This is a genomic window from Saccharibacillus sacchari, assembly GCF_037722395.1.
GTDB lineage: Bacteria > Bacillota > Bacilli > Paenibacillales > Paenibacillaceae > Saccharibacillus > Saccharibacillus sacchari_A.
Genome location: NZ_JBBKAR010000033.1, coordinates 100060 through 124752 on the forward strand (window position 1 = coordinate 100060; position 24693 = coordinate 124752).

The window sequence follows — 24693 nt, forward strand, 5'->3', positions numbered from 1 at the left end:
CGTGCAAAGCGCATACAAGTCAGCTATAGTTAAGTAAGAACGTTTCACCAACAAACATACACATTGGAGGAATTCAATCATGGAAAAAACATTCAAAATCGTAGACGAAGACGGTATCCACGCACGCCCGGCAACAGCGCTGGTTAATACGGCTAACAAATTCAAATCGACTGAGTCGTTCGCAGAAGCCAACGGCAAACGCGTAACGCTGAAATCCATCCTGGGCGTTCTGTCCCTGGGTCTGGAAAAAGGATCGACACTGACACTGATCACTCAAGGCGAAGAAGAAGCAGCCGCTCTTCAAGCTCTGGAAGACGTTATGGTCGGAGAAGGTCTGGGCGAAGTCAATGCTTAATATTTCCGGAATCGCGGCTTCGGCCGGCATCGCTATTGCAAAAGCGTTTCGCCTGGAGCATCCGGATTATACCGTAACCCAGCAAACGGTCAAAAACGCTGAAGCGGAAATCGCAAAGCTTGACGACGCGCTTGCGAAATCGCAGGTTGAACTGGAGCGCATCAAGGAAAACACGCTGAAAGAACTCGGCGCGCAAAAAGCGGAGATCTTCGAATCGCACCTGCTGATTCTGAACGATCCCGAGCTGATCAGTCCGGTTAAAGACATGATCGTCAACGATCAAGTCAATGCCGATTACGCGCTGAACGAAACGTCCAAGCAATTCGTCTCCATGTTCGAAAACATGAAGAGCGCTTACCTTCAGGAACGCGCAGCGGATATGAAAGACGTAACGAAACGTATTCTGGGACATTTGCTCGGCTTGAACGTGCAAAATCCTGCCGAAATCAGCGAAGAGGTCATCGTGATCGCAGAAGACCTTACGCCTTCGGATACGGCTCAATTGAACCGTAAATACGTTAAAGGCTTCACAACGAACATCGGCGGACGCACATCGCACTCGGCGATCATGGCCCGCTCGCTCGAAATTCCGGCCGTTGTCGGAACGAAGAACGTGCTGGAGCAAGTACAGCCGGGCGATCTTGTGATCGTTGACGGTCTCGAAGGCGTCATCATCGTGAACCCAAGCGATGAAATCGTTGCCGAGTACCGCGAGAAGCAAGTGAAGTACGACGAGCAGCGTGCGGAATGGCGCAAGCTGCGTGAAGAGCCGACCGTAACAACGGATGGCGTTCACGTCGAACTGGCTGCCAATATCGGCACGCCTAACGACGTAGCCGGCGTTCTCGACAACGGCGGCGAAGGCGTAGGCCTGTACCGGACAGAGTTCCTGTACATGGGTCGCGACAAGCTTCCTTCCGAAGACGTTCAATACAATGCTTACAAAACGGTACTTGAGAAAATGGAAGGCAAACCGGTCGTTGTCCGCACGTTGGATATCGGCGGCGACAAAGAGCTTCCTTACCTCGACCTGCCAAAAGAAATGAACCCGTTCCTGGGCTTCCGCGCGGTGCGCCTGTGCCTGGATCGTACAGATATCTTCCGCACTCAGCTGAGAGCTTTGCTGAGAGCAAGCGTCCACGGCGATCTGCGCATCATGTTCCCGATGATCGCGACCCTGGTCGAGTTCCGCCAAGCCAAAGCGCTTCTTGAAGAAGAACGCGAAAACCTGAAGAACGAAGGCACTCCGGTAGCGGAAAACATCCAGCTCGGCATCATGGTCGAAATTCCTTCGACTGCCGTACTGGCTGACCAATTCGCCAAAGAAGTGGACTTCTTCAGTATTGGCACCAATGACCTGATCCAGTACACCATGGCTGCCGACCGCATGAACGAACGCGTGTCGTACCTGTACCAACCTTACAACCCTTCGATCCTGCGCCTTGTTGATATGGTTATCAAAGCCGCACACAAAGAAGGCAAGTGGGCCGGTATGTGTGGCGAAATGGCCGGCGATTCCGTCGCGATTCCGCTGCTGCTGGGTCTGGGCCTCGACGAATTCAGCATGAGCGCGACATCCATTCTGCCGGCGCGCAGCCAAATCTCCAAACTGTCCCGCGCGGACATGCAGGAGCTGGCAGCGAAGGCACTGGAATGTTCGACAGCCGAAGAAGTCGTGGCTCTGGTCGAAGCGATCCAAGTCTGATTCAGACGTAAGACGCATTTCGCACGATCCGTTTCGACCCGTACTTTGACTGTGTTCGATATGAGCTTTGCGTGTGAACGCCCAACTCGAACATCGTATACGGTCATGGTACTCGTACGATCTCTGTCGCTCCGGCGTGTGCGCCGAGCATTTTGGCACGCCGAAGCTGCGTCCGTCCGGTTCCCTTAAGGGAACCGGATTTTTTTGTTGCTTTCCTCAGCTTCACTGACAAAAAGGCAATATAGCTGTGCGAATTTTCTCCTTCTGATAGGCTACATTGACCATTTAGCAATGTAGAAGTTTTAATCTAACAGAACCGATACTTAAGGTTGTTCTATATTGCTTTTTAGGAGGTGTAGAACAAAATTCGTGCTTAAACAAGGTTCTACCTTGTCAAAAAAGCAATGTAGTCAAGCCAATTCTGTAATTCCGACAATCGTGCTTCATTGACTGAGCTGCTTAGACCATATTATGTATATGAATGATACTTATGACTCGTAAGCGCACCCATTATAAACAAAAAAAGCCTCCCCTGAAGGAAGGCTCGATGTGTCAAAAAAGTCTAACGTAGCTGGAAGCGGGAAAACGGAGAGAGAAATTCAGTGAAAGACGCCTTTGAACTCGGAAATATTCCTTATCAAAATTGCAATCCATCTTTCCGAGTGAGACAGCGTCTGGAACGAATTTCTCTCGCAGTTTTCCCGCTTCCCGCTCCACCGTGACTTTCTCGACAAAATGAAGCCTCCCTTTTCAGGAAGGCTTCAACCATCAAACTACCACAAGCTCTGAATATTCACGCCTTTTGGTTCCGCTTGCGGATCGTTCTCGTTAATATGGTCGTAGAACATCACGCCGTTCAAGTGATCCAGCTCATGCTGCATCACGATCGCCGGATAGCCTTTGAGTTTCAGCAGCAGCTCTTTTCCGTTCTCGTCATAAGCCTTGAGCTTGATCTTTTCATAGCGCGGCACGATGCCTTCGACCGGGCGATCGACCGACAAACAGCCTTCGCCGTCCGGCAGGTACGTCATCGCGGCGGAATGGCTGACGATTTTCGGATTGAAAAGCTTATATTCGTACAGCGTCGGATTTTCTTCTTCCATGACGTCCGTGAACAGCACTGCGAACATTCGGCGGTCTACGCCTACCTGGTTGGCGGAAATGCCGACGCCCGGACGCAATCCGTACTTTTCGGCGAGTTCATCGTCTTGGCTTTCGTGCAGATAGCGCATCATGGCATCCATGGCATTGCGATCGGCGTCGGACAAAGGGAATTTCACTTCCTCAACCTTACGTCTCAAGATCGGATCGCCTTCGCGGATGACGTCTTTCATAAGAATACGGTAACCTTTATCTGTGAGTGACATAATCGGTACAACCCTCGACTTCCTGAAAATTTGGATATGCAAACAAATTGCCCTGTTTCTATTATGAAGCGAGGGAAACAAAAAGAAAAGCCACTTTGCCGGATTTTCCGGAAAAGCGGCTTATAGGGTTTAACTGCAAGCGCAGTTCAGTACCGGCTTACGCGCGGCGTTGGTCTCATCCAGACGGGTTACCGGCGTCGTATATGGCGCGTTCAGCAGCAGTTCCGGATCTTCTTCGGCTTCTTTGGCGATACGGATCATGGTGTCGATAAAACCGTCGAGCGTTTCTTTGCTTTCCGTCTCGGTCGGTTCGATCATGATACATTCTTCGACGTTGAGCGGGAAATAAATGGTTGGCGGGTGATACCCGAAATCGAGCAATCGCTTCGCGACGTCCAGCGTACGCACGCCGTATTTTTTGAGGCCGCTGCCGCTCATAACGAATTCGTGCTTGCACGGGCCGGCGAACGGAACTTCGTAGTAATCATTTAAACGGGCCATCATATAGTTCGCGTTCAGTACGGCGCATTCGGAAACGCGGCGCAGACCGTCCGGGCCGTACGTACGGATATACGTATAAGCGCGAACGAGAATGCCGAAGTTGCCGTAAAAGGCTTTGACGCGACCGATCGAATCCGGCGAAGCCGCCGCGAAATCGTACGACCCGTTTTCCAGCTTCTCGATAACCGGAGCGGGGAGATAAGGAATCAGAATCGACTTGACGCCGACCGGACCCGCGCCCGGACCGCCGCCGCCATGCGGCGTGCTCATCGTTTTGTGCAGATTCAGGTGAACGACGTCGAAGCCCATATCGCCCGGACGCGTGATCCCCATGATCGCGTTGGAGTTGGCGCCGTCGTAATACAGCAGGCCGCCCGCTTCGTGCACGATCTCGGCGATTTCGACGATTTGTTCTTCGAACAATCCCAGCGTGCTTGGGTTGGTGAGCATCAGCGCGGCGGTATCCGAGCCGACGGCGGCTCGGAGCAAGTCGAGATCGACCATGCCTTTGGCGTTCGAAGGAATCGTCACGGTCTCGAATCCGGCTACGGTGGCGCTGGCCGGGTTCGTGCCGTGCGAGGAGTCGGGAACGATGACTTTGGTGCGCTTTTCCCCGCGGGCTTCGTGGTAGCTGCGGATCATCATCAGACCGGCCCATTCGCCGTGCGCGCCTGCTGCCGGTTGAAGCGTTACGGCATCCATGCCGGTCAGCGCGGACAAATCGTTTTGGAGCGTGTACATCAGTTCAAGCGCGCCTTGAACGCTCGATACCGGTTGGTACGGATGGATTTTGGCGAAGCCTGCATAACGCGCCACGTCTTCGTTGATTTTCGGATTGTATTTCATCGTACAGGAGCCGAGCGGATAAAATCCGTTGTCCACGCCGAAGTTGCGACGGGATAAGCCGGTGTAGTGACGGATGACGTCAACTTCGGACACTTCCGGCAAAGCGGCAGCGTCGCTGCGCTTGAACCCGTCAGGCAGCCAGGAGGAGACTTCGTCTTCGGTTGTCGGTACGTCGCATTCCGGCAGCGAATAAGCGACGCGTCCAGGCTGGCTCAGTTCAAAAATCAGCGCGCAATCTTCTTTGGCATCGATAAGGGGTGGCGTGGTCAGATCGAGACTGGTGTTCATAGACTTCCCTCCAAAATTTCCGCGAAGCGGTCGATGTCTTCTTTCGAGCGTTTTTCCGTAACGGCGAGCAGCATAACGGAATCCAGGTCCGGGTATGCCCGGGACAGATTGTACCCACCGATGAAGCCTTCTTCCAGCAGCTTTTCGTTCAGGGCGTTCACATCGGTGCCTTCCGGAAGCTTCAGTGCGAACTCGTTGAAAAACGGCGAGGAGAAAGCAAGGTCTACACCCTGGATAGCGCTCAACTGCTTGGCTGCGTAATGGGCCTTTTTCAAGTTAAGGTCGCATACGTCGATCAGACCCTGACGTCCCATGATGGAAAGGTATACGGAAGCCGACAGCGCGAGCAGCGCTTGGTTGGAACAGATATTCGAGGTCGCTTTGTCGCGACGAATATGTTGTTCGCGTGCTTGCAGCGTCAAAACGAAGCCGCGTTTGCCGTTTTTGTCCGTAGTCTGACCTACGATCCGGCCGGGGATTTTGCGCATCAGCGCTTTGGATACGGCGAAGTATCCGCAAGTCGGACCGCCGAACGAACCGGAGATGCCGAGCGGCTGGGCGTCGCCGACCGTAATATCCGCGCCGAGCTTGCCGGGAGCTTCAAGCAGACCGAGCGACAGCGGGTTGGCCCCTACGACGAGCAAGCCTTTTTTCGCATGAACGAGATCGCTGATTGCCCGAACATTTTCCACCGCGCCGAAGAAGTTCGGAGATTGGACCAGAACAGCGGCTGTTTCGCCGTCGATCAACGATTCCAGCTTGCCCAGGTCCGTTACGCCATTATCGAATCCGGCTTCAACGACTTCGATCCCCAGGCCGTAAGCGTAAGTGCGTACCACTTCGCGCGTTTCCGGATGCACGGTCGAAGCGATCACGATCTTTTTGCGGCGGGTCGCCGCGCTTGCGAGCGAAGCCGCTTCAGCCATTGCCGTCGCGCCGTCGTACATGCTGGCATTCGCGACTTCCATGCCTGTCAGTTCGCAAATATAGGATTGGAACTCAAAGATCGCCTGCAACTCGCCTTGGCTGACTTCCGGTTGGTAAGGCGTGTACGCCGTATAGAATTCCGAGCGCGAAATGACATGGTTGATCACGACCGGAACCTGATGATCGTACAGCCCCGCGCCGAGGAAGCTGGCATAGCGGTCGCTGTCGGCGTTTTTGCCCGCGAGCTGCGTCATATGGCGCAGCAACCCGGCTTCGTCCAGCGCGGACGACATCGGCAGCGTGCCTTCGTAACGGACGTTTTTCGGAATATCGACAAACAGGTCCTCGATACTTTCGGCGCCGACGGCGGCGAGCATATCGCGTTCGTTCTGCTGCGTCATCGGAATATAGCGGTGTTTTTTCAAAGCGTGTTCACTCCCTTTTCGGATTGTTGAATCAGAGCTTTATGGGCAGGCGTGTTTTTATAAAAAGGAGCTTTGACCACTTCGGCTTTCAGCTTCTTGCCGCGAATTTCGACTTCGACCTGCGTGCCGACCGGCGCGAATTCCGCTTCGATCAACGCCAGGGCGAGATTGCGTTTCAGCGTCGGGGATTGGGTTCCCGTGGTCACCTCGCCGATCTGACGTTCTCCCGCGAATACGGGATAGTGCGAACGCGCGATACCGCGGTCGATCATTTCCAGCCCAACCAGCTTGCGCGGCACGCCGGCTTCTTTTTGCGCAGCGAGCGCTTCGCGTCCGATGAAGTCGTCTTTGCCGAGCTTCACAAAATAACCCAGCCCCGCTTCCAGCGGTGTGATATCTGCCGACAATTCCTGGCCGTACAGCGGAAGCTTGGCTTCGAAGCGCAGTGTGTCGCGTGCGCCCAGACCGCAAGGCAGCAGACCGAATCCTTCGCCCGCCGCGACCAGATCGCGCCAAATGCGCGAAGCGAATTCGGGAGCGGCATAAATCTCGAATCCGTCCTCACCGGTATAGCCGGTACGCGAGATATAAGCCATCGTGCCTTCAAAAACGTCGGTTTCGATAAAATGGAACGGCTTGAGTTCGTCGAGCGCCGGCTCGTTGCAGACTTTTTTGAGAATCTCCAAAGCGGCCGGGCCTTGCAGCGCGATCAGCGCGGTCCCTTCGGAAACGTCGCGGAAATCGACCGACTCGGGCTTATGCGAGAGTATCCAAGCCGCGTCCTTTTCAATATTTCCGGCGTTCACGACCAGCATATAATGCCCTTCGCGGATCTTGTACACCAGCAGATCGTCCACAACCCCGCCGTTTTCGTAGCACATGAAGGTGTAAAGTGCTTGACCGACTTCCAAAGAATCAATATCGCCTGTCGTCAGCCTCGAAAGGAATTCGCGCACGCCTTCGCCACTCAGCATAAATTCGCCCATATGCGACACGTCGAACAGTCCTGCACGCTCACGCACCGCTTCATGTTCTTTTTGAATACCAGAGAACTGGACAGGCAGCTCCCAACCGCCAAAGTCGATGCAGCGCGGCTCGCCGGTTTCTGCATACAGCGGGTAGAGTGGGGTTCGCTTGAGAGAAGTCATCGTTTCAAAGTCTCCTTGTGAATCGAATTTGGTGTTTCCGGCCATCAAAAAAGGACAGATGCCCAAAGACCGACCCCTTTCCCGCAAAATGGGGAAGAAGGGTCTGATCGTAAGGGCTCTGTCCTTGATACCTGAGAGTTACCCCGCTTCGCGCCGAAGCAGGTTTCCCCTTGGGTGATCCGCCAGCGTGTCAGGCATTGGCCTGATTCACGCGCGGATGCTCTCCAGAGTGGCGTCCGGCAAAGGTCCTTCTGCCTGAGAGATTCACCGCGATCCATTGTATCCGGCTTACTCCTTCGGCGGTACCTGCGATCGCGTAAGCGTCCGGTACTCTCTCCCTATGCTTTCATTCGCCTATGCGAATATCGTGCAACGTTCGTTTTTTGCCAAATGCGGATCAAATGCTTTATCCTAATTATTAAGGGATGCGCCTGTGTGTTGTCAACAAAAGTTTGAATTTTACGAAAAATATTGTGAGGAACATTGACACGCCAAATAGGCTGCTTTAAGCTAAAGGCGCGGAAAATTCCCGAACAGTTAAAAGTTGAAATGCGCCAAATGTTCGGCAATACAGCGAAATGGAGCGAAGTGGACGATGAGCGAAGTAAAAGCAGGTCTGTACTATACCAAGGATCATGAATGGGTCGAAAAGCTGGCTAACGGCAATTTGCGTCTGGGCATCACCGATTTCGCGCAGCATCAGCTTGGCGATATCGTATTTGTTGAACTGCCGGAAGAAGGAGCGGCTGTCGCGGCGGAAGCAAGCATCGGTTCGATCGAATCCGTCAAGACCGTATCGGATCTGTTTTGCCCGGTCGGCGGAACGGTTGCAGCGGTGAACGGAGCTTTGGAAAGCGAGCCGGAGCTTGTCAACAGCGCGCCTTACGGCGGCGGCTGGATGATCGAGATACAGCCGGACGGCGAAGCGGACGGACTGCTTGCAGAGCTTTTGACTCCTGAACAGTACGAAGCGGAGCAAGCAGACTAAAAGATCTTATCAAGGCCAAGTGTAAAAAGGGCGGCAATCCACGGTGCGAAAAACACTAAGGGGTGCTGCCCATTTTGACGTTCTATTCAGATCGGGAGGAGATGTCATGTCGGAAGGATCATTGATGTTAGAAGAGTGTCAGACATCTTTGACGGAAAAAGATTTGGATCGAGTCGAGCTGCAACTGGGTTATCGCCTACCTGCGCCGGTTCGAGCTCATTATCTGCGTTTTAACGGAGGATACCTGCCGGAAGAACAGATGGAGCGTCAGCGGATAGCTTTTGGCGGATTCAATCCGATTCGCTACGGGACGTTGCCTGCCGAGCAGCTATACCGGGATTTGTTGGAGTCTTTTCCCGAGCTTGCAGGCTGGTTTCCGTTCGCTTACGATCAGGGAGGAAACTGTTTTCTGATTGATTTGGACGAGAAACGTAGTCTGGGCAGCATCCGAGTATGGTTAATGGACGGCGAGGAGTTGGCCGAGGTCACGGATTCCTTTGACGAGTTTATCACGATTCTCAGCCAAGTATGATTTATTCGTTGCACGCCCTAATTGTCATGTCACCTTGCGCTGGTTTATGATGGAGAATAATCAATCAACACCTGATCAAGCAAACATCCGATACGTTGTCTCACTTCAAAAGGAGGAGAATGGCTTGAACGGAAAAACAGCACTCGTAACAGGCGCTAACGCAGGTATGGGGCTAGCAACCACGATCGAATTGGTACGGCGGGGATATCGCGTTCTGATGCTTTGCCGCAATGAGGAACGTGGCGAAAAAGCGTTACGCGAGGTGGACGCCGCGGGAGGAAACGGTTCGGCCGAGCTTGTACTGGGCGATCTTGCGGAGTTGTCTTCTATTCGGAATTTTGCAGACAACATCCATGGGCGGGTATCCCGTATCGACGTATTGATTAATAACGCAGGCGTGGTCAGTCCCAAGCGGCAGGAAACGAAGGACGGCTTCGAGCTTGCGCTCGGCGTTAATCATCTGGGACACTTTCTGGCCACGAATCTGCTACTGGATCTGGTACAGGCTGCGGACCGCGGCCGAATTGTCGTTGTCGCTTCCGGCGCCTACAAAGCGGGCCGTATTCATTTCGAAGATCCGCATTTGCGTCAAAGCTATAATGTAATCAAATCGTACGGCCAGTCCAAGCTTGCCAATATTTTATTCGCGCGCGAATTGGCACTGCGAACCTACGATTCCGGAATTGCAGTTAATGCGCTCCATCCCGGTGCGGTATTGACGCAACTTGGCATCGACCGCGGCACGGGATTTGGGCAAGGCGTGTATCGCGCGCTCGGCAAGCTGCCTTCGTTCCAGACCCCTGCGGAGGGGGCTTCGACGGCCGTGTATCTGGCGGATAGCCCCGAAGTCGAAGGGATATCGCGCGAGTACTTTTACCGCAGTCAGCCCAAAAGCCTCGACCGTAAAGCAGAAGACGATGAAGCGGCAGCGAAGCTGTGGGCGTGGAGCGAGACTGAGGTCGGTTTGCGATAGGCATAATAAGAAAAGAAGTTTGAACTATGGAAAAGGGGACACCAACATGACGACATCCAACGAAATAACATCCGCCGAACAGCCGCTAATCGAACTGGCTACACTTGAAGACCTGCCGGCGATTGTGAGCATTTACAATTCCACGATCGCCGGACGCATGGTCACCGCCGATCTTGAACCGATTACGGTTGAAAGTCGTCATGCCTGGTTTGCCGAGCATGAACCGTCCCGCAGACCGCTCTGGGTGATGCGAAAAAACGGCCGTGTGCTCGCTTGGATCAGCCTGCAATCTTTTTATGGACGTCCGGCTTATGATGCGACAGCAGAGGTTAGCATTTACGTGGATGAGTCGCTACGCGGAAGCGGGGCGGGCAGTATTCTATTGCAAAAAGCAGTCGATGAAAGCCCGGCCCTCGGCGTTCATACGTTGCTCGGCTTTGTTTTCGGGCATAATGCGCCGAGTCTGGGGTTGCTGAAAAAATACGGATTCGAGGCTTGGGGAACTTTGCCGAGAGTTGCGGTGTTGGACGGCATCGAGCGCGACCTTGTGATTCTCGGCTTGCGTCTCGGCGAATAAGCGTCTTTCGTCCGTTGAGCGCAAAAGCAGCGGAGTGTCGTCGACACTCCGCTTTTTGATCGGAGAAAAAATGGCGCCGCAAACGTAAAGGTTGCAAGTTTATGCGTCCTCCCGTTCTTTTTCGTCTAATATAAAGTAAGTCAGGTCGAAACCGATGTGCAATGGCAAAACAAGTTTCATCGGACCACGCGATTAAGTCGACGACTCTGTCCGATCCTGTCATACATAGGACGTCATGCCGAACGAACATCGGGTGAACTGGAAGCGATACACGAAGACTTCAAAAGGGGTGAATCGACATGGCCGATACGCTAAGCTTTAACGACACGCTGGATTGTCCCGATTTCGAAGCTTACCCTTACGGGGATTTGGGACTGACTTTTTCCCCGCAGTACAGCACGTTCAAGGTCTGGGTGCCGGGTGCGGAGAAAGTGCGGGTCGCTTTATACGAAGACGAAGGGCAATACGACAAAGCGGGGCGCGTCACCGACCATTCGGGCGGCCGCGAACTGACCATGGAAGAAGACGAGTACGGAGTGTGGAGCATTGTTGTGCCAGGCGATCTCGAAGGGAATTATTACCTGTATCATATCACTTACAACATCGGCGACCACGAAACAAGCCGATATGTAGTCGATCCTTATGCCAAAGCCGCTTCGGCCAACGGTCAGCGCGGCGCGATCGTCAATATGAAGCGCACCGATCCCGAAGGTTGGGAAAACGATATTCGCCCGCCGCTTAGGCACGCCGTCGATTCGGTGGTATACGAACTGCATGTACGGGATTTTTCGTCTTCCGAAGACGCGAAAATGAATCATTCCGGGCAGTATCTGGCGTTTACGGAAAAAGGGATTCGGACGAAAGACGGACGCAAGATCGGGCTGGATCATCTGGAAGAACTCGGCATCACGCATGTCCATCTGCTGCCGGTGTACGATTTTTGCACGGTCAACGAATGCGACGTGACGCCCGAATCGTACAATTGGGGCTACGACCCGCAAAACTACAACGTTCCCGAAGGCTCGTACGCATCCGAACCGCATAATCCCGAATCGCGTATCCGCGAATTAAAACAGTTGGTTCAAGCGCTGCACGCCCGCGGTATCCGCGTCGTGGTCGACGTGGTGTTCAACCATACGTTTTCGGTAGAAGACGGGCCATTCGATCCGGTCGTGCCGGGGTACTTTTACCGTTTCAACAAGTACGGGGAACTCAGCAACGGCTCCGGCGTCGGCAACGAACTGGCGACGGAACGCCCGATGGTGCGCAAATACATTCTCGATTCGCTGCTGTACTGGGCGGAAGAATATCACGTAGACGGGTTCCGGTTCGACTTGATGGGGCTGATCGACACGACCACGATGCGCACGATCGCTTCCGTGCTGCACGAAAAGGTCGATCCGAACCTGCTGATCTACGGCGAGCCGTGGACGGCGCTGGATTCCCCGCTGCGGGAACTCACGCTCAAAGGATCGCAGCAAGGCGGAGGGTTCGCGGTATTCAACGACAACTTCCGCAACGCGCTAAAAGGCGACGGGGACGGCTGGGGAACGGGCTTCGTCAGCGGCGCGCCGGGCAAAGAAGGCGAGATCGCCCAGGGTCTGCGCGGAGCGGTGCACGATTTTGCGGCAGAACCGGCGGAAAGCGTCAACTACGTGACCGCGCACGATAATTTGATCTTGTGGGACAAATTGATCAAATCGCGCGGGAACTGGGACGAAACCGGCTTCTCGGCGTTTCACGACGGTCAGCCTTCGCGAGGATTGACGGCGGCTCAAGCGGTGGAAGCGAGCGATCCGTACGTCATGCTGAACGGCATGGACCCGCTGGAGCATCATCTGGTCAAACGGCATCTGCTCGCGTACGGGCTGGTGCTGACTTCGCAGGGGGTACCGTTTATCGGCGCGGGAGACGAACTGCTGCGCAGCAAGTTCGGCGATCACAACAGTTACCGCAGTCCGGATATCGTGAACGGCATTCGTTGGAACAATAAAGACCGCTTCCACAAAGTTAACGACTATATTCGGGGACTGATCGAACTTAGACGCTCGCATCGGGCTTTCCGGCTGAAAACGCGCGGCGATATCGAAAAGCATATGGACGTGTTCCGTATGCACGGCGGAGTCGTCGGCTTTACGCTGAACGATCATGCCGGCGGCGACCTATGGCGTACGATCGCCGTCGTGCACAACGCGTCGGAATCGGAACAGACGATCGAGCTGCCCGCGCGCGGCCGGCCGTGGAAAATCGTCGTCGATCATCGCAAAGCAGGCGTGGCCGTGCTGGGCGAAGCGTCCGATTTCGTGCATGTGCCAGCATTGTCCAGCATGGTGTTGTATGACGAAGAAGACGATTACACGCCGGAAGCGGCGCTGCTGGAATGGGAAAACATGCCGGGCGTCGTGCAGCCGGGCGAAAAATTGTTCCTGCAAGCAACCGTGCGCGACCAGCGCGGCCGGCGGATGCCGGAAGCAGAAGTGTCGTATCATTCCTCCGACCCGGAAAAAATCATTATCCGCCGCGACGGATCGGCTTGGACGATCGGCCTCGGCCGCGCGCTGATTACCGCCGTTTGCGGCGATATGCGCAGCAGCACCGCCATTCTGATCGAACGCCGCACCGTGCATCAGATCGGAATCACGATCGAAGACGGCGTGCGACGTCTGTACGTGGGACGCAGCCTCAAGCTGCAAGCCGAGCCCAAAGACCCGTTCGGCAATCCGATGTCGGCATCGCGTCTCGAATGGCGGTCGAGCGACGTCGGCATCGCCACCGTCAATCAAGCGGGCCGCGTTACAGGCGTGCGTCCGGGCCGCGCCGTCATTTCCGTGTTCGGCGACGGCGTGCAAGCGCAACTCGCGCTGGAAGTGCGCGAGTACAAGCCCCGCAAGCTGGTGCTGGAATACGAACGCGAAGACCGCGATTACCGCGGTTGGAATCTGTGGATGTGGGGCGCTTCGTTCGGCAACCGCCGCGTCGACTTCGCAGGCGAGCAGGACGGGATCGCTTCGGTATTGTTGGAAGTCGCGCCCGACGTGACGAGCCTCGGCTTTATCGTGCGCCACGAAGAATGGGAGAAAAAAGACATCGCCGCCGACCGCTATCTCGACCTGACCGCGATCACCGGCGGCTGGATTCGCCTGCGTATCCGCAGCGGTGAGTTCCGCGTCACCGCCGAAGCGCTGGACGAGTCCGCGATCCCGGCCGAACAAGCGAAGTTTGCCCGTCTGGAACAGGAAGCCGCCGACCGCGCGGCCCAAAAAGTTCCGAAAGCTGAATCCGAAGGCGAAGCGCCCGCTCAACCGGAAGCTTCGGTCCAACCCGCCGCAGACGCAGAAGCGGAGCCCACCGCTTTGCATACCGAAGATTCGTCTTCGGACGTTCCCGCCGACGAAGCCCCGAAAAGCGACGTCGACCGCGGCGCGGGAATCTGATTCCGCCGATTCCGCCAAGCCGATCCGGATCGTAACGAAAATCTTCAAAACCGATAGCGCACCGAAAAAGCCCCGGAAAATTTCCGGGGCTTTTCTATGTTCAAAATACAGCGCAGTAGATAATTGCAAAAAATTCATATACGGCGGCTCAAACAAAAAGCCGCATTGCTCTTCATTTCTTCCCTTCCCACACCTCCGAGCGAAACGCCAAGCGGAGGGAGAAGTTCAGTTAAATCCGCCTTTGGACTTGGAAAACTTCCACTAAAAATTCCAATCGACTTTTCCGAGTGAGACAGCGGATTTAACGAACTTCTCCCGCAGCGCCGCTCGTTCTCACTCGTTGAGGTACACTGCTTTTCCCGTCCGTGCCGATTCATAGATCGCTTCGAGAATCTCCGACACCACGCAAGCCTGCTCCGGCGTAACCGTTGGCGTCAGATCGTTTTCGATGGCATCGATCCAGCGATACATTTCCAGATCGGAATCGCTTTCCGCTTTGCCTTCGTAGAACGCGACGCCGCCGGAAGACAGATCGACTTCTTTCGTATACAGACGGCCGAACTCTTCGCCGTTGATACGCAGGCCGCCTTTCATGTCCGCTCCGCCTTCGCTGCCGCTGAGGCTGCATTTCGCTTCGTCCACGTCCAGCGAGTTGATCGCCCAGCTCGATTCCAGTACGACGGTGGCTCCGTTTTCCATCACGATCATGCCGAATGCGGAGTCTTCCACCTTGAACTTTTCAGGGTCCCAAGGTCCCCAGGCATTCGCTGCGTTTTCGCGCTGGGACAGCTCATGGTATTTCGTGCCCAGTACGACTTTCGGCTTGTAATTGTCCATCATCCACAGCGTGAGATCCAGCGCGTGAGTCCCGATATCGATCAACGGACCGCCGCCTTGCTTTTCTTCGTCCAGGAATACGCCCCATGTCGGAACGGCTCTGCGGCGAATCGCATGTGCTTTTGCATAATAGATATTACCGAGCGTGCCGGCTTCGCAGATACGCTTCAGATGCTGGCTGTCGCGGCGGAAACGGTTGTTGTAACCGACAGTCAGCTTCTTGCCGGACTTTTTCGCCGCTTCGACCATTTGACGGGCTTCGGCTGCTGTTTTGGCCATCGGTTTTTCACACATGACATGCTTGTCCGATTCAAGAGCGGCAATAGAGATGCGTGCATGCGATTCATTCGGCGTTAGCACGTGCACGATGTCGATTGAACCGTCTTTCAGCAGTTCGTTATAGTCGCTGTAGACTTTCGCGCCTTCGCTGCCGTATTTCGCTGCGGCTTCTTCGGCGCGTTCCGGGACCAGATCGCAGAACGCAACCAGCTCGACGTTTTTCAGTTTGCTCAGACTCGGAAGATGTTTGCCGTTGGCAATACCGCCGCAACCGACGATACCGATTTTATACGTTTGACTCATGAAGGTTTCACCTCGTTTTTGGAATGGGAAAAAAGGGAGATCGGGGCTTCAGCCGGCTGACGGTGCAGCTCGGATTGTTTCGTTCTCCGGTATACGGAAGGCGACATGCCCATGCGTTTGCGAAAAACAGTATGCAGATAAGCCGCTGTCGAGAATCCTTCAAGTTCGGCAATCCGTTCGATCGACAGGCTTCCGGTTCGCAGACGATCGCACACCGCCCGCAGACGGATATCCTCCAGCACGCGGCTGAACGGACGGGTCGGATCGATATCGCGGAAAATGCGCTGGAGCTGCCGAGGGCTAAGATCCAACTTTTCCGCCACGTCTTCCAAACGCAATCCGGAGGTATAGTTCGCTTCCATATAACGGACCGCGTATTCGTATCGGTAGGCTACCATATCGCGACTAGGGGCTTCCATGCCGACGTCGCCCGAATCGTAGGCTTGGATCGTTTTCAGCAGAATCGAAATGACCTGCATCCGAATATCCGTGTAGTAGCCGATACGCTTGCTTTCGCAGGCTTCATAAGCATCCAGAAAACAAGGCATAGCCCCGTAACTGTCCTGTGCGGGTCTTGGAGGAAGCGCGTTCAACTTCTGCATACATTCCTCCGCTTCCGCAGCTTCCCACGGATCGACAGAAGGATTGTGATTGGGAACGATGTCCAGATGCAGGCATAACTCTTCCATCGTCTGCTGCGAATCGGCTTCTTGATAATGCATGACGCCCGGACCGGTCAGATAAAGCATGCCGTCCGACAACGAGTAAGGCTGATCGCCAAGAATGACCCGACCCGCTCCGCGTGGAATAAAATGAAATTCGTAAGTCGAATGATTGTGAAAGCTGATCACGCGCCCCGGTTCGAACGATGTGAGATGGAAGCGCAGCACGCGAATCTCGTAGTGACCCCAAGTCACCGCAATCTCAAGCCGCTCCAGCAAATCGCTTTTTTCAAACATCGTCTCGTAGGGAAAAGGCACAGCGTGCGCAATAGGTCCGCTCATATTAACGGTTCAGCTCTTGCGGAGAAACGACAGTGCCTGTTTTTGCCGAGCGGTTGGCCGCTTCCATCAGACGCGTAAGCTGGATAGCCGAGGCGATATTTTCCGAAGCGAGCGTATCCTCCTGAATATGACGCACCCATTGCTCAAACGCGCTTTCCCGGTTGGCGGGCAGGGATTGTTCGATCCATTCGGCAGCGGCTTCATCTTTCTTCGAACGAAGCAACAGCTTGCTGTCTGGCGTACCGTAAAGAACGGTCCCTTCCGTCCCGTGCACCTCAACGGTGAACGGGGAGTACGCGTTAATGAAGCCGGCTTCAACCGAAGCGATCGCGCCCGACGCAGTGAACAAAGTAGCCAGAGCATTGTCTTCGACTTCTTTGCCCGTTATGTAGCCGAAGTTGGCGCTGACGCCTGTGATCGGTTCTCCAAGGAACAGCGCGGACAGATACATCGGGTGACAGCCCAGGTCGATCAAAGCGCCACCGCCGCACTGCTCGGCATTGTAGAAGTGCTCCGGCAGCCAGTTCGCCAATGCGCCGTCATGCGATAACCTTGCCCGGACATACGTGACTTGACCCAAAAGCCCGCGCTCCAAAATATCCTGAATCGCCAGCGTGTAGCCGTCGTTCAGACGGGGAAGGGAAACGGTCAATTTGATGCCTGCCTGTTGCACTTCCGCGATGATCTCGTCCACTTCGGCTTCGGTTGGAGCGATCACCTTTTCGGTAAAGATATGCTTGCCCGCGCGAGCGGCAGCGATCATGACTTCCTTATGCCGGTTCGTCGGTGCATCTACGATGACCGCGTCCACTTCGTCCGAAGCCAGCAGTTCATCCAAGGTGTCATGGTAAGGCACGCCCAGCCGTTCGGCTGCTTCACGGCCTCTTTCCGGAATCTCATCCCATACGGCCGTAATTTCGGTGTCGGGGTGAGCTTGCGCTTGACCGATGTAATCCCAGGCATGAACATGCCACAGACTGACTTTGCCTATGCGAATTCCCAATGTATAACCCTCCTGTACTCGATATCTAAAATCCTGACATTTCCATACTTAAAATAGCATAGGGAAATGGCTAATTCACTAAAAGCATACGACATTTAATATTCAATATTGCGACATGGATTGAAAAACTTTTTCCTATACAGAGAATAAGCGGCGCGCTTGAGGGCATTCGTTGTTTAGCGGTGTCTTTTTTCGGTTATCCCCTAAGAAGAACAGCGAGGAGGGAAAAGGTGGAAGCGACAAACGACGAAATCGACACAGCCGACAAGCAGCAAAGCAACGAGCAAGAGTGGCAGGAAGGCGTATTGTATCAGTTGTATCCGCCGAGTTTTAAAGACAGCAACGGCGACGGATGGGGAGATATCGGCGGGATGCTGGAAAAGGTAGACTATCTGGCCGAGCTTGGGGTAAGCGCAGTATGGATCGGACCTATATGCGATTCTCCAATGGAAGATAACGGTTACGATATTCGGGATTACTATAAGATTCACGACGCGTACGGGACGATGAAGCAGTTCGAGGAATTACTTGTCAAGCTACACGAACGCGACATCAAGCTTATCATGGACCTGGTGATTAACCACACGTCGGACGAACATCCCTGGTTTGAAGCTTCCCGATCTTCGAAAAGCAATCCGTATCGAGACTACTACATTTGGAAGCCGCCTGCGGAAGACGGAGGCCCCCCGAACAACTGGCGCTCTTTTTCCGAAGAGTCGGCCTGGGAATTCGATAAGCAAACCGGCGAATACTATTTGCATATTTTTGATAAAAAGCAGCCGGATTTGAATTGGGAAAGCGAGAATATGCGCCGGGACCTTTATCAAATGATTACGTTTTGGCTGGAAAAAGGCGTAGACGGCTTTCGGCTGGATGCGATCAATATGATCTCCAAGCACCCGGATTTTCCGGATGCGCCGCAAGATGCCAGACATCCGAGAGGACAGCAGTTTTATAAAAACGGTCCGCGTATCCACGAGATGCTGCGCGAGCTGCACGAGGCCACGTTCGGACGTTATCCGGGAACGCTGACATTGGGCGAAGCCCCGACGGTGACGATGGACGAGGTGGTCCGTTACACGGCGCCGGAGCGCAACGAAATGGATATGGTGCTTCAGATGGAGCTGGTTCGCATGGGGAAAGACTTCGGCAATCCGTGGAAAACGGACCCCGATTGGTCGCCTGCCCTGCTCAAAGAAAGCGTCGTACGCTGGTATCAAGAGGTATTTGGCAAGGGAGCCTATGCGCTGTATCTCAGCACGCATGACCACCCGCGTATGGTCGGTACTTTGTTCGGCGATCGTGCAGGCGTGGGAGGAGCGGAAGGCAAGGCTTGGAACGATGCCGCGGCCAAAGCGATCGGTACCTTTTTACATACGCTGCCTGGAACTCCGCTTGTCTACCAAGGCGAAGAGTTGGGCATGCCAAATGCGAATTATCGCTCACTCGAAGACTATCGGGATAAAGGGACCGTTAGTGCTTATCAAAAGCGGTTAGCTGAAGGGGAATCGGAGTCGGCTATTCTAGCCAGCCTGCATGCACGGAGCCGAGACGGCGCGCGTTCACCGATGCAGTGGACAGAAGGGCGATCGGCCGGTTTTACAGAAGGGACGCCGTGGATTCCGATGAATCCCGAAGGGCACAGCGCGAATGTGGAAAATGAACAGCGTGATTCTGCATCTGTGTTGAACCATTATCGACAACTGATTCAGTTGCGTCGAATGTCTTTGGTGCCTGCGCGGGGGGACTTGAACATGCTTGCGTTGGAGGATGAATGGGTATTGGCCTATCTTCGTGAAATAGCAGGCGAGCGCTGGATGGTGTTGATTAACTTCTCGGATCAACCCCGAAGCTGTGCGATTGACGAAGAATGGGCAAACCTTATTGAACAGGGGGAGTTACTGCTGGGTAGCACGGCGGAGCGTTCGGGATCACCGGAACTCAACGTTCCGCTTCAGCGGCAGCAAGAGGGGGATGTTCTCCGATTGTTACCGTATCAGTCTGCCATCTATCGGATCGCATCCAGTACCGAAGCATGTTAAAATGAAAAAAAAGAAGCAGCTCCTGAGGAGTTGCTTCTTTTTGATGAACAGAGAATTAAGCTTCTTGCTTTTCTTCGAACGTTGTACATTCAGCAGTGTGATCGGGAGCGAAAACAACTTCGATTTTCTCGGCTGTGCAAGTGTTGGACTCCCAGTTCGTGCAATCGGAAACTTGGCATTGGATGGTGGACATGTGTAAAACCTCCGTGTCATATTGGATTGGTTTGCTGCAAACTCACCGACGAGGCAACAAAACTTCTAAATCCAATATAACACAAATAAGCAGGTCCGCAACCCGCGTTTGATAAAAAATATGAATAATCAGCAATAAAAATGCCGATAATGTTCGGAAATGATGAGGATGATTTTCATTGTCGAGATAATGAGTTTTATTCTCGGGAGAATGAGACTCACTCTCAAGTTCTTATTCAATTTAACATATCGCGAAGCCTCGTTCAATAGCAAAGCTTCAATTTTTCGAAAACATTTTGAGCGGGTTCTGCGTAAACGGTTTCAGAGGAAAGCGAGAAGGTTACCGAATACATGACGGAAAACGAGAAAACGCTTTTTATGCCCATAAACATTTTAAAGAAATCGGGAGGATCATGCTGATGACAAACGGAAAAATGGCCGGAAAAGTAGCGGTGGTGACAGGAGCCGGATCGGGAATCGGAAAAGCAAGCGCTATTCTGTTGGCCGCCGAAGGCGCGAAAGTCGCGTTGCTGGAAGTCACGGCCGATACGGCGGAGCAAACGAAGCGGGAAATCGAGAAAGCCGGCGGCGAAGCGCTTGTGATCGAATGCGACGTATCGCGTCCGGAATCCGTGCAGGCGGCCGTTCAGCGCACAGGCGAGACATGGGGACGAATCGATGTCGTTTTCGCGAACGCCGGAATTAACGGGGCGGCCGCTCCGATCGAAACGATGGAGATCGAAGATTGGAACCGGACGTTGGAGACGAATCTGCGCGGCACGTTCGCCACGGTCAAATACACCATTCCCTTTTTGAAAAAGCAGGGAGGAAGCATCGTGATCACAAGTTCCATCAACGGAAGCCGGGCATTTTCGGGAACCGGTTTTTCGGCGTATTCTTCCTCGAAAGCAGGGCAAGTCGCGTTTGCGAAAATGGCGGCGTTGGAGTTGGCCCGCTACAAGATTCGCGTCAATGTGATTTGTCCGGGCGCGATCGAAACGAATATCGGTAAAAATACGTTCCCGAGCGACGATCTGAAAAAAATCGCCATCCCGGTCGAATATCCCGAAGGCAGCCATCCGCTGGAAGGACGTCCCGGCAAACCGGAAGAAGTCGCCAAGCTGGTTTTGTTTTTGGGCTCCGACGACTCTTCGCATATCAGCGGCACGGAAATCTTCGTGGACGGCGCCGAATCGCTTCTTTGACCGACGCGGGTTACTGCTTTTTTCGCCGTAACGCATCGGGAATGACGAAGAACATGATATAAAGCGTGACGAACGTGAAAAGCGCCAACAGTTCTTCGGCCAAAAGGTAAAGCGGATAGTCGCCGAACATATCAAGGATGGATGGGGTATCCGGCTTTCCGCGCAAGAACATATAATTGGCATCGAGCAGCCAGTCGAGCAGGTAGACGATCAGCGCAATAACGTTCAGCGACAGCAGCGCGGTCCATACGGTTCGCCAAGTCGGACGGAAGCGCTCGATCCAGATCATATACAGCGCAGACAGAATGATGGCGGCATGCGCGACAAAAAACTGTACAAAACGAAAATGCGGGTACGCATAGGCCAGATTAGGCGTCAAAAGTGCCTGCAAAGCGCCTCCGATACCCGCAAAAAAGACAAGCCCGGCCAAAAAGCGGCTTCGCGTAATCAGCATAAGGATTGCGGCAAGCAGCATAAGGCTGCATAACTCAAGCGGCAGCGTATACTGGGCGCTCCATACGTCGGATGCGATATACCAGATATGTAAAGAAACTTCGGCGGCAACCAAGGCGGCAAGAAGAGTGAAGCGTATCGCCTGCGTAAGCTTGGGCTTGGAGCGGATCTTATCTCGAAAAATAAACATCAGAATAGCGAAAACCGCAAATAAACCCAATGCGCTCAGATGAGCGGTAGAGAACGCAGAAAACGGCTCGGAAATCGTTGAAGAGAAAAAAGAAGCGACCATGCGAAAGGCCTCCATTCGTGCTTGAATCGTATTTCGGTCAATATACGCCAAAAAGCGGCGTCCCCGGGCTGAGATTCAGCTTGGATTCGGGTTTGCCGCTTTTTGTGCAACGAGCGATAAGCAATCGGATCGATCATTCATTAGACGGTTTGGGCAGCCATCTCGGTTTCCATGAAATCCTGCTCCAAGAATGAATCTTCCCGTCTGCCTCTGTGGTCAATTAGACCTAGTTCGCCTTCAGCCTTATATTTACGCATCCAAATCTTCAGACGATTGAGATCGTAGATGCCGAGCTCTTTCGCCACCTGCTTTTTAGTCATTCCGTCCATACGCATTTGAACGGCTCTCAACTTTGTTTCGTAGCTGTACTTGCAAAATGTTTGTCCTTTAGTTGCCACTAAAACCACCCCTTAAGACTTATATCGGACGGGATAGTTTTTTTCTTATGGTTTTTTACAAGTAAAGGTTAAAAAATAATAAAAAAGATTGTTTGTTGAACAAATGCGGGTTGACTTTACGCTCGTTCAATAATCGTATTGAGCGTCGTGCGGTCCAATCCGCGCACGAGACGGATCAAAAGCTCTTTTGCTGCTGCATAGTCATCCGTGTGGATGATCGACGATGAAGTATGGATATAGCGTCCGCAGATTCCGATAACCGTGGAAGGAACACCGATTCCGCTCAAATGCACCTGACCTGCGTCCGTACCGCCCGGCGAGATAAAAGGTTGTACTTTGACATTGTGCGTAGAAGCCGTGTCCTGGATATATTCCAGCAGGCCGCGGTGAGTAATCATGGTTGGGTCGAAGATACGAAGCAGCGCGCCTTGTCCCAAATGCCCGAACAGATTGCGGTCGCCGGTCATATCGTTCGCAGCGCTACAGTCCAGCGCGAAGAAAATATCGGGCTGGATCAAGTTAGCCGCTGTGCGTGCTCCGCGCAGGCCAACCTCTTCTTGAACCGTTGCTCCGCTGTACAGCGTATTCGGCAATTGCACGCCGTGTACTTCTTTCATTAATTCAATCGCAAGACCTACGCCATAACGGTTATCCCAGGCTTTCGCCATAATCTTCTTGGGGTTGGATAGGGGCGTGAACTCGCAGATCGGCAGGATCTGCTGACCGACTTTGATGCCGAAGCTTTCCGCTTCTGCACGATCGTCAGCGCCGAGATCAATATACATGATTTTGAGGTCCACGGGACGGCTGGCTTCCGCTTCGCCGAGCAAATGCTTCGGCGTCGAGCCGACTACCCCGACAACGGGACCGTTTTCGGTGATGATTTGAAGACGTTGACCCAGAACAACCTGGCTCCACCAACCGCCGAGCGGTTGAAAACGGACAAGTCCGGTTTCGGTAATGCCGTTTACGAGGAAGCCGACCTCATCGAAATGTCCGGCAACCATAACTTTTGGCCCGTCCTCGGGACCGCGTTTAACTCCAAACAAACTGCCGATACGATCCTGCACGAATTCCTCCGTATAAGCAGACAGCTTATCTTTGACCAATGCGCGCAAATCCCGCTCAAATCCCGGTGCTGCCGGGAACTCGGTCAGCTCTTTGAATAATGCTAATGTTTCGTTATTCATACATGCACTCTCCCATCAAAAAAAATCCGAAACATGGAAACCCCACGTTCGCTATCCTTCTAGTATGCAGGGTTAGGCAACAATTGTCACGGGCACGCGTCCAAATCTTCTTTTCCGGCGGAGGATGTGCGTTCGAGGCTTCGATCATGTACAATATAGGCACTACTGAAGTGCATAGACTGTTGAGAAGTGACTTAGACGCGGGAAGCGAGAAAACTCCGAGAGAAATTGCCAGCATACGCTTCCGAAGTGCATTTCTTCGAAATGCTTCAGGTCGCGTGTTGAAATCGGGAAAAAGGATTGAAACTTTATTTGTATTTTCCCGATTTCAAAGGCGAACATTCCTTTCCTTCACTGAATTTCTCTCTGCGTCTTCTCGCTTCCAGCTATGTTAGGTATTCTCGATACCTTAGGCACTAGTAAAGTGACTTTTGCAAGAAATACAGCAAAATGACTTAGGAGGTTGTCCATATGTCCGTAAGTTCCGAATCTATGCAGATCGTTACCGCAGTAAGGTCCAATCTTGAATCATGCATATTAGGGAAAACCTTTGAGATAAAATTATTGATGACCGCGTTGCTTGCCGGAGGACATGTCTTGATCGAAGATGTACCCGGTACCGGAAAAACGCAGATGATTAAAGCTTTGTCCCGCTCGATGGAGGGCGTGTACCGACGCGTTCAATGCAACCCCGATTTGCTGCCGACCGATATTACAGGCGTATCCATCTACCATCCCCGCGAAGAACGTTTCCAATTCCGTCCGGGTCCGATCATGTCCCATATTCTGCTTGCGGACGAGATCAACCGGGCTACGACCAAAACGCAATCTGCCCTTTTGGAAGCTATGGAAGAACGCAGCGTAACCGTTGACGGAGAAACGCATCCTTTGCCGCATCCGTTCATGTTATGCGCAACGCAGAACCCTATCGACTTCGAAGGCACTTACGTTCTTCCGGAGGCGCAGCTTGACCGCTTTATGATGAAGCTGCATATGGGCTATCCGGATCTGGAGACGGAGAAAAGCCTGATCGGCGCGAACCGTGTCGGTCAACCGGCCGATCAGCTTCATGCGGTTACGGATATGGCGACGATTGCCGGTATCCAGCGTGAAGTGCGCGAAGTGCATATGAATGACGCGGTTACTTCGTATATGTTGGGCATCATCCGCGCAACGCGCGAGCATCCATCCGTACTGCTGGGGGCCAGCCCGCGCGCTTCGATCTCGTTCTCGCTTGCGGCGAAGGCGTATGCCTTCATTAACGAACGCGACTTTGTTTTGCCTGACGATATCAAGGAATTGGCGCCTTATGTACTGCCGCATCGTATTCTGATCCGCCCGGAAGCACGTCTCGACAGTCTGAATGCCGAATCGCTTATCCGTAATCTGCTGGCTGCCAGCAGCGTGCCGGTATCGATGGGACGCTAAC

Annotated in this window: 21 protein-coding genes and 2 riboswitches; of the genes, 10 read left to right on the forward strand and 11 right to left on the reverse strand. The window is 53.5% G+C overall.

Going from position 1 to position 24693, the window contains the following annotated elements; translation table 11 throughout:
- Positions 1 to 79 precede the first annotated feature (79 nt).
- Entirely contained in the window at positions 80 to 355 is a 276-nt protein-coding gene (locus WKI47_RS09390; RefSeq protein WP_087796520.1) for an HPr family phosphocarrier protein, read from the forward strand.
- Positions 348 to 2060, forward strand: a complete 1713-nt coding sequence (ptsP, locus tag WKI47_RS09395) for a phosphoenolpyruvate--protein phosphotransferase (protein ID WP_340226881.1) — start codon at positions 348 to 350, stop codon at positions 2058 to 2060. The genes WKI47_RS09390 and ptsP overlap by 8 nt, the downstream gene beginning before the upstream one ends.
- A 773-nt stretch (positions 2061 to 2833) precedes the next feature.
- Here ptsP and def read toward each other — a convergent pair.
- The 4 genes from def to gcvT form a co-directional block, all read right to left on the reverse strand.
- Complete coding sequence (def, locus tag WKI47_RS09400) at positions 2834 to 3427, reverse strand: peptide deformylase (protein WP_340226882.1); 594 nt, start codon at positions 3425 to 3427, stop codon at positions 2834 to 2836.
- A 129-nt stretch (positions 3428 to 3556) separates the two neighbouring features.
- Entirely contained in the window at positions 3557 to 5062 is a 1506-nt protein-coding gene (gene gcvPB / locus WKI47_RS09405) for an aminomethyl-transferring glycine dehydrogenase subunit GcvPB (protein ID WP_340226883.1), read from the reverse strand.
- A complete protein-coding gene (gcvPA, locus tag WKI47_RS09410) occupies positions 5059 to 6414 on the reverse strand; it encodes an aminomethyl-transferring glycine dehydrogenase subunit GcvPA (protein ID WP_340226884.1) in 1356 nt (451 codons plus the stop codon). The genes gcvPB and gcvPA overlap by 4 nt, the downstream gene beginning before the upstream one ends.
- Positions 6411 to 7562 (reverse strand): glycine cleavage system aminomethyltransferase GcvT, encoded by a 1152-nt coding sequence (gcvT, locus tag WKI47_RS09415; RefSeq protein ID WP_340226885.1) that lies wholly within the window; start codon positions 7560 to 7562, stop codon positions 6411 to 6413. The genes gcvPA and gcvT overlap by 4 nt, the downstream gene beginning before the upstream one ends.
- A gap of 116 nt (positions 7563 to 7678) precedes the next feature.
- Positions 7679 to 7792: riboswitch (glycine riboswitch) on the reverse strand.
- 3 nt (positions 7793 to 7795) lie between these two features.
- Positions 7796 to 7912: riboswitch (glycine riboswitch) on the reverse strand.
- A 245-nt stretch (positions 7913 to 8157) separates the two neighbouring features.
- Here gcvT and gcvH point away from each other — a divergent pair.
- The 5 genes from gcvH (at position 8158) to pulA (ending at position 14066) form a co-directional block, all read left to right on the forward strand.
- Positions 8158 to 8550 carry a glycine cleavage system protein GcvH gene (gene gcvH / locus WKI47_RS09420; RefSeq protein WP_340226886.1) on the forward strand — a complete coding sequence of 131 codons (393 nt, stop codon included), beginning with the start codon at positions 8158 to 8160 and terminating at the stop codon, positions 8548 to 8550.
- A 106-nt stretch (positions 8551 to 8656) separates the two neighbouring features.
- Positions 8657 to 9082 carry an SMI1/KNR4 family protein gene (locus WKI47_RS09425; RefSeq protein WP_340226887.1) on the forward strand — a complete coding sequence of 142 codons (426 nt, stop codon included), beginning with the start codon at positions 8657 to 8659 and terminating at the stop codon, positions 9080 to 9082.
- A 124-nt stretch (positions 9083 to 9206) separates the two neighbouring features.
- Entirely contained in the window at positions 9207 to 10055 is an 849-nt protein-coding gene (locus tag WKI47_RS09430; protein WP_340226888.1) for an SDR family oxidoreductase, read from the forward strand.
- A gap of 46 nt (positions 10056 to 10101) precedes the next feature.
- Positions 10102 to 10632, forward strand: coding sequence for an N-acetyltransferase family protein (locus WKI47_RS09435; protein ID WP_340226889.1), 531 nt, complete (start codon positions 10102 to 10104; stop codon positions 10630 to 10632).
- A gap of 299 nt (positions 10633 to 10931) precedes the next feature.
- Positions 10932 to 14066 (forward strand): type I pullulanase, encoded by a 3135-nt coding sequence (gene pulA / locus WKI47_RS09440; RefSeq protein ID WP_340226890.1) that lies wholly within the window; start codon positions 10932 to 10934, stop codon positions 14064 to 14066.
- A 333-nt stretch (positions 14067 to 14399) separates the two neighbouring features.
- Here the strand turns inward: pulA and WKI47_RS09445 are convergent, their stop codons facing one another.
- From WKI47_RS09445 to WKI47_RS09455, 3 genes are read right to left on the reverse strand one after another with little or no spacing between them, the layout of a single operon-like run.
- Entirely contained in the window at positions 14400 to 15485 is a 1086-nt protein-coding gene (locus WKI47_RS09445) for a Gfo/Idh/MocA family oxidoreductase (RefSeq protein ID WP_340226891.1), read from the reverse strand.
- Positions 15482 to 16489, reverse strand: coding sequence for an AraC family transcriptional regulator (locus tag WKI47_RS09450; protein ID WP_340226893.1), 1008 nt, complete (start codon positions 16487 to 16489; stop codon positions 15482 to 15484). The genes WKI47_RS09445 and WKI47_RS09450 overlap by 4 nt, the downstream gene beginning before the upstream one ends.
- A 1-nt stretch (position 16490) precedes the next feature.
- Entirely contained in the window at positions 16491 to 17492 is a 1002-nt protein-coding gene (locus WKI47_RS09455; RefSeq protein WP_340226894.1) for a Gfo/Idh/MocA family oxidoreductase, read from the reverse strand.
- Positions 17493 to 17722: 230 nt separating this feature from the next.
- On the opposite strand from WKI47_RS09455, the gene WKI47_RS09460 reads away from it, so the two are divergent.
- Positions 17723 to 19534 (forward strand): alpha-glucosidase, encoded by a 1812-nt coding sequence (locus tag WKI47_RS09460; RefSeq protein WP_340226895.1) that lies wholly within the window; start codon positions 17723 to 17725, stop codon positions 19532 to 19534.
- Between the two features lie 55 nt (positions 19535 to 19589).
- Here the strand turns inward: WKI47_RS09460 and WKI47_RS26195 are convergent, their stop codons facing one another.
- Entirely contained in the window at positions 19590 to 19727 is a 138-nt protein-coding gene (locus WKI47_RS26195) for a DUF1540 domain-containing protein (protein ID WP_084778263.1), read from the reverse strand.
- A 418-nt stretch (positions 19728 to 20145) separates the two neighbouring features.
- Between WKI47_RS26195 and WKI47_RS09465 the strand changes: the two genes are divergently transcribed.
- Entirely contained in the window at positions 20146 to 20931 is a 786-nt protein-coding gene (locus WKI47_RS09465; protein WP_340226896.1) for an SDR family NAD(P)-dependent oxidoreductase, read from the forward strand.
- A 10-nt stretch (positions 20932 to 20941) separates the two neighbouring features.
- On the opposite strand, the gene WKI47_RS09470 is transcribed toward WKI47_RS09465, so the two are convergent.
- The 3 genes from WKI47_RS09470 to WKI47_RS09480 all read right to left on the reverse strand — a co-directional run bounded on the left by WKI47_RS09470 (position 20942) and on the right by WKI47_RS09480 (position 23264).
- Positions 20942 to 21676, reverse strand: a complete 735-nt coding sequence (locus tag WKI47_RS09470; RefSeq protein ID WP_340226897.1) for a TIGR02206 family membrane protein — start codon at positions 21674 to 21676, stop codon at positions 20942 to 20944.
- 140 nt (positions 21677 to 21816) lie between these two features.
- Positions 21817 to 22074 carry a helix-turn-helix domain-containing protein gene (locus tag WKI47_RS09475; RefSeq protein ID WP_340226898.1) on the reverse strand — a complete coding sequence of 86 codons (258 nt, stop codon included), beginning with the start codon at positions 22072 to 22074 and terminating at the stop codon, positions 21817 to 21819.
- 116 nt (positions 22075 to 22190) lie between these two features.
- A complete protein-coding gene (locus tag WKI47_RS09480) occupies positions 22191 to 23264 on the reverse strand; it encodes a M42 family metallopeptidase (RefSeq protein ID WP_340226899.1) in 1074 nt (357 codons plus the stop codon).
- Between the two features lie 471 nt (positions 23265 to 23735).
- Here WKI47_RS09480 and WKI47_RS09485 point away from each other — a divergent pair, with 471 nt between their 5' ends.
- Positions 23736 to 24692, forward strand: a complete 957-nt coding sequence (locus tag WKI47_RS09485; protein WP_037290185.1) for an AAA family ATPase — start codon at positions 23736 to 23738, stop codon at positions 24690 to 24692.
- Position 24693: the final 1 nt, after the last annotated feature.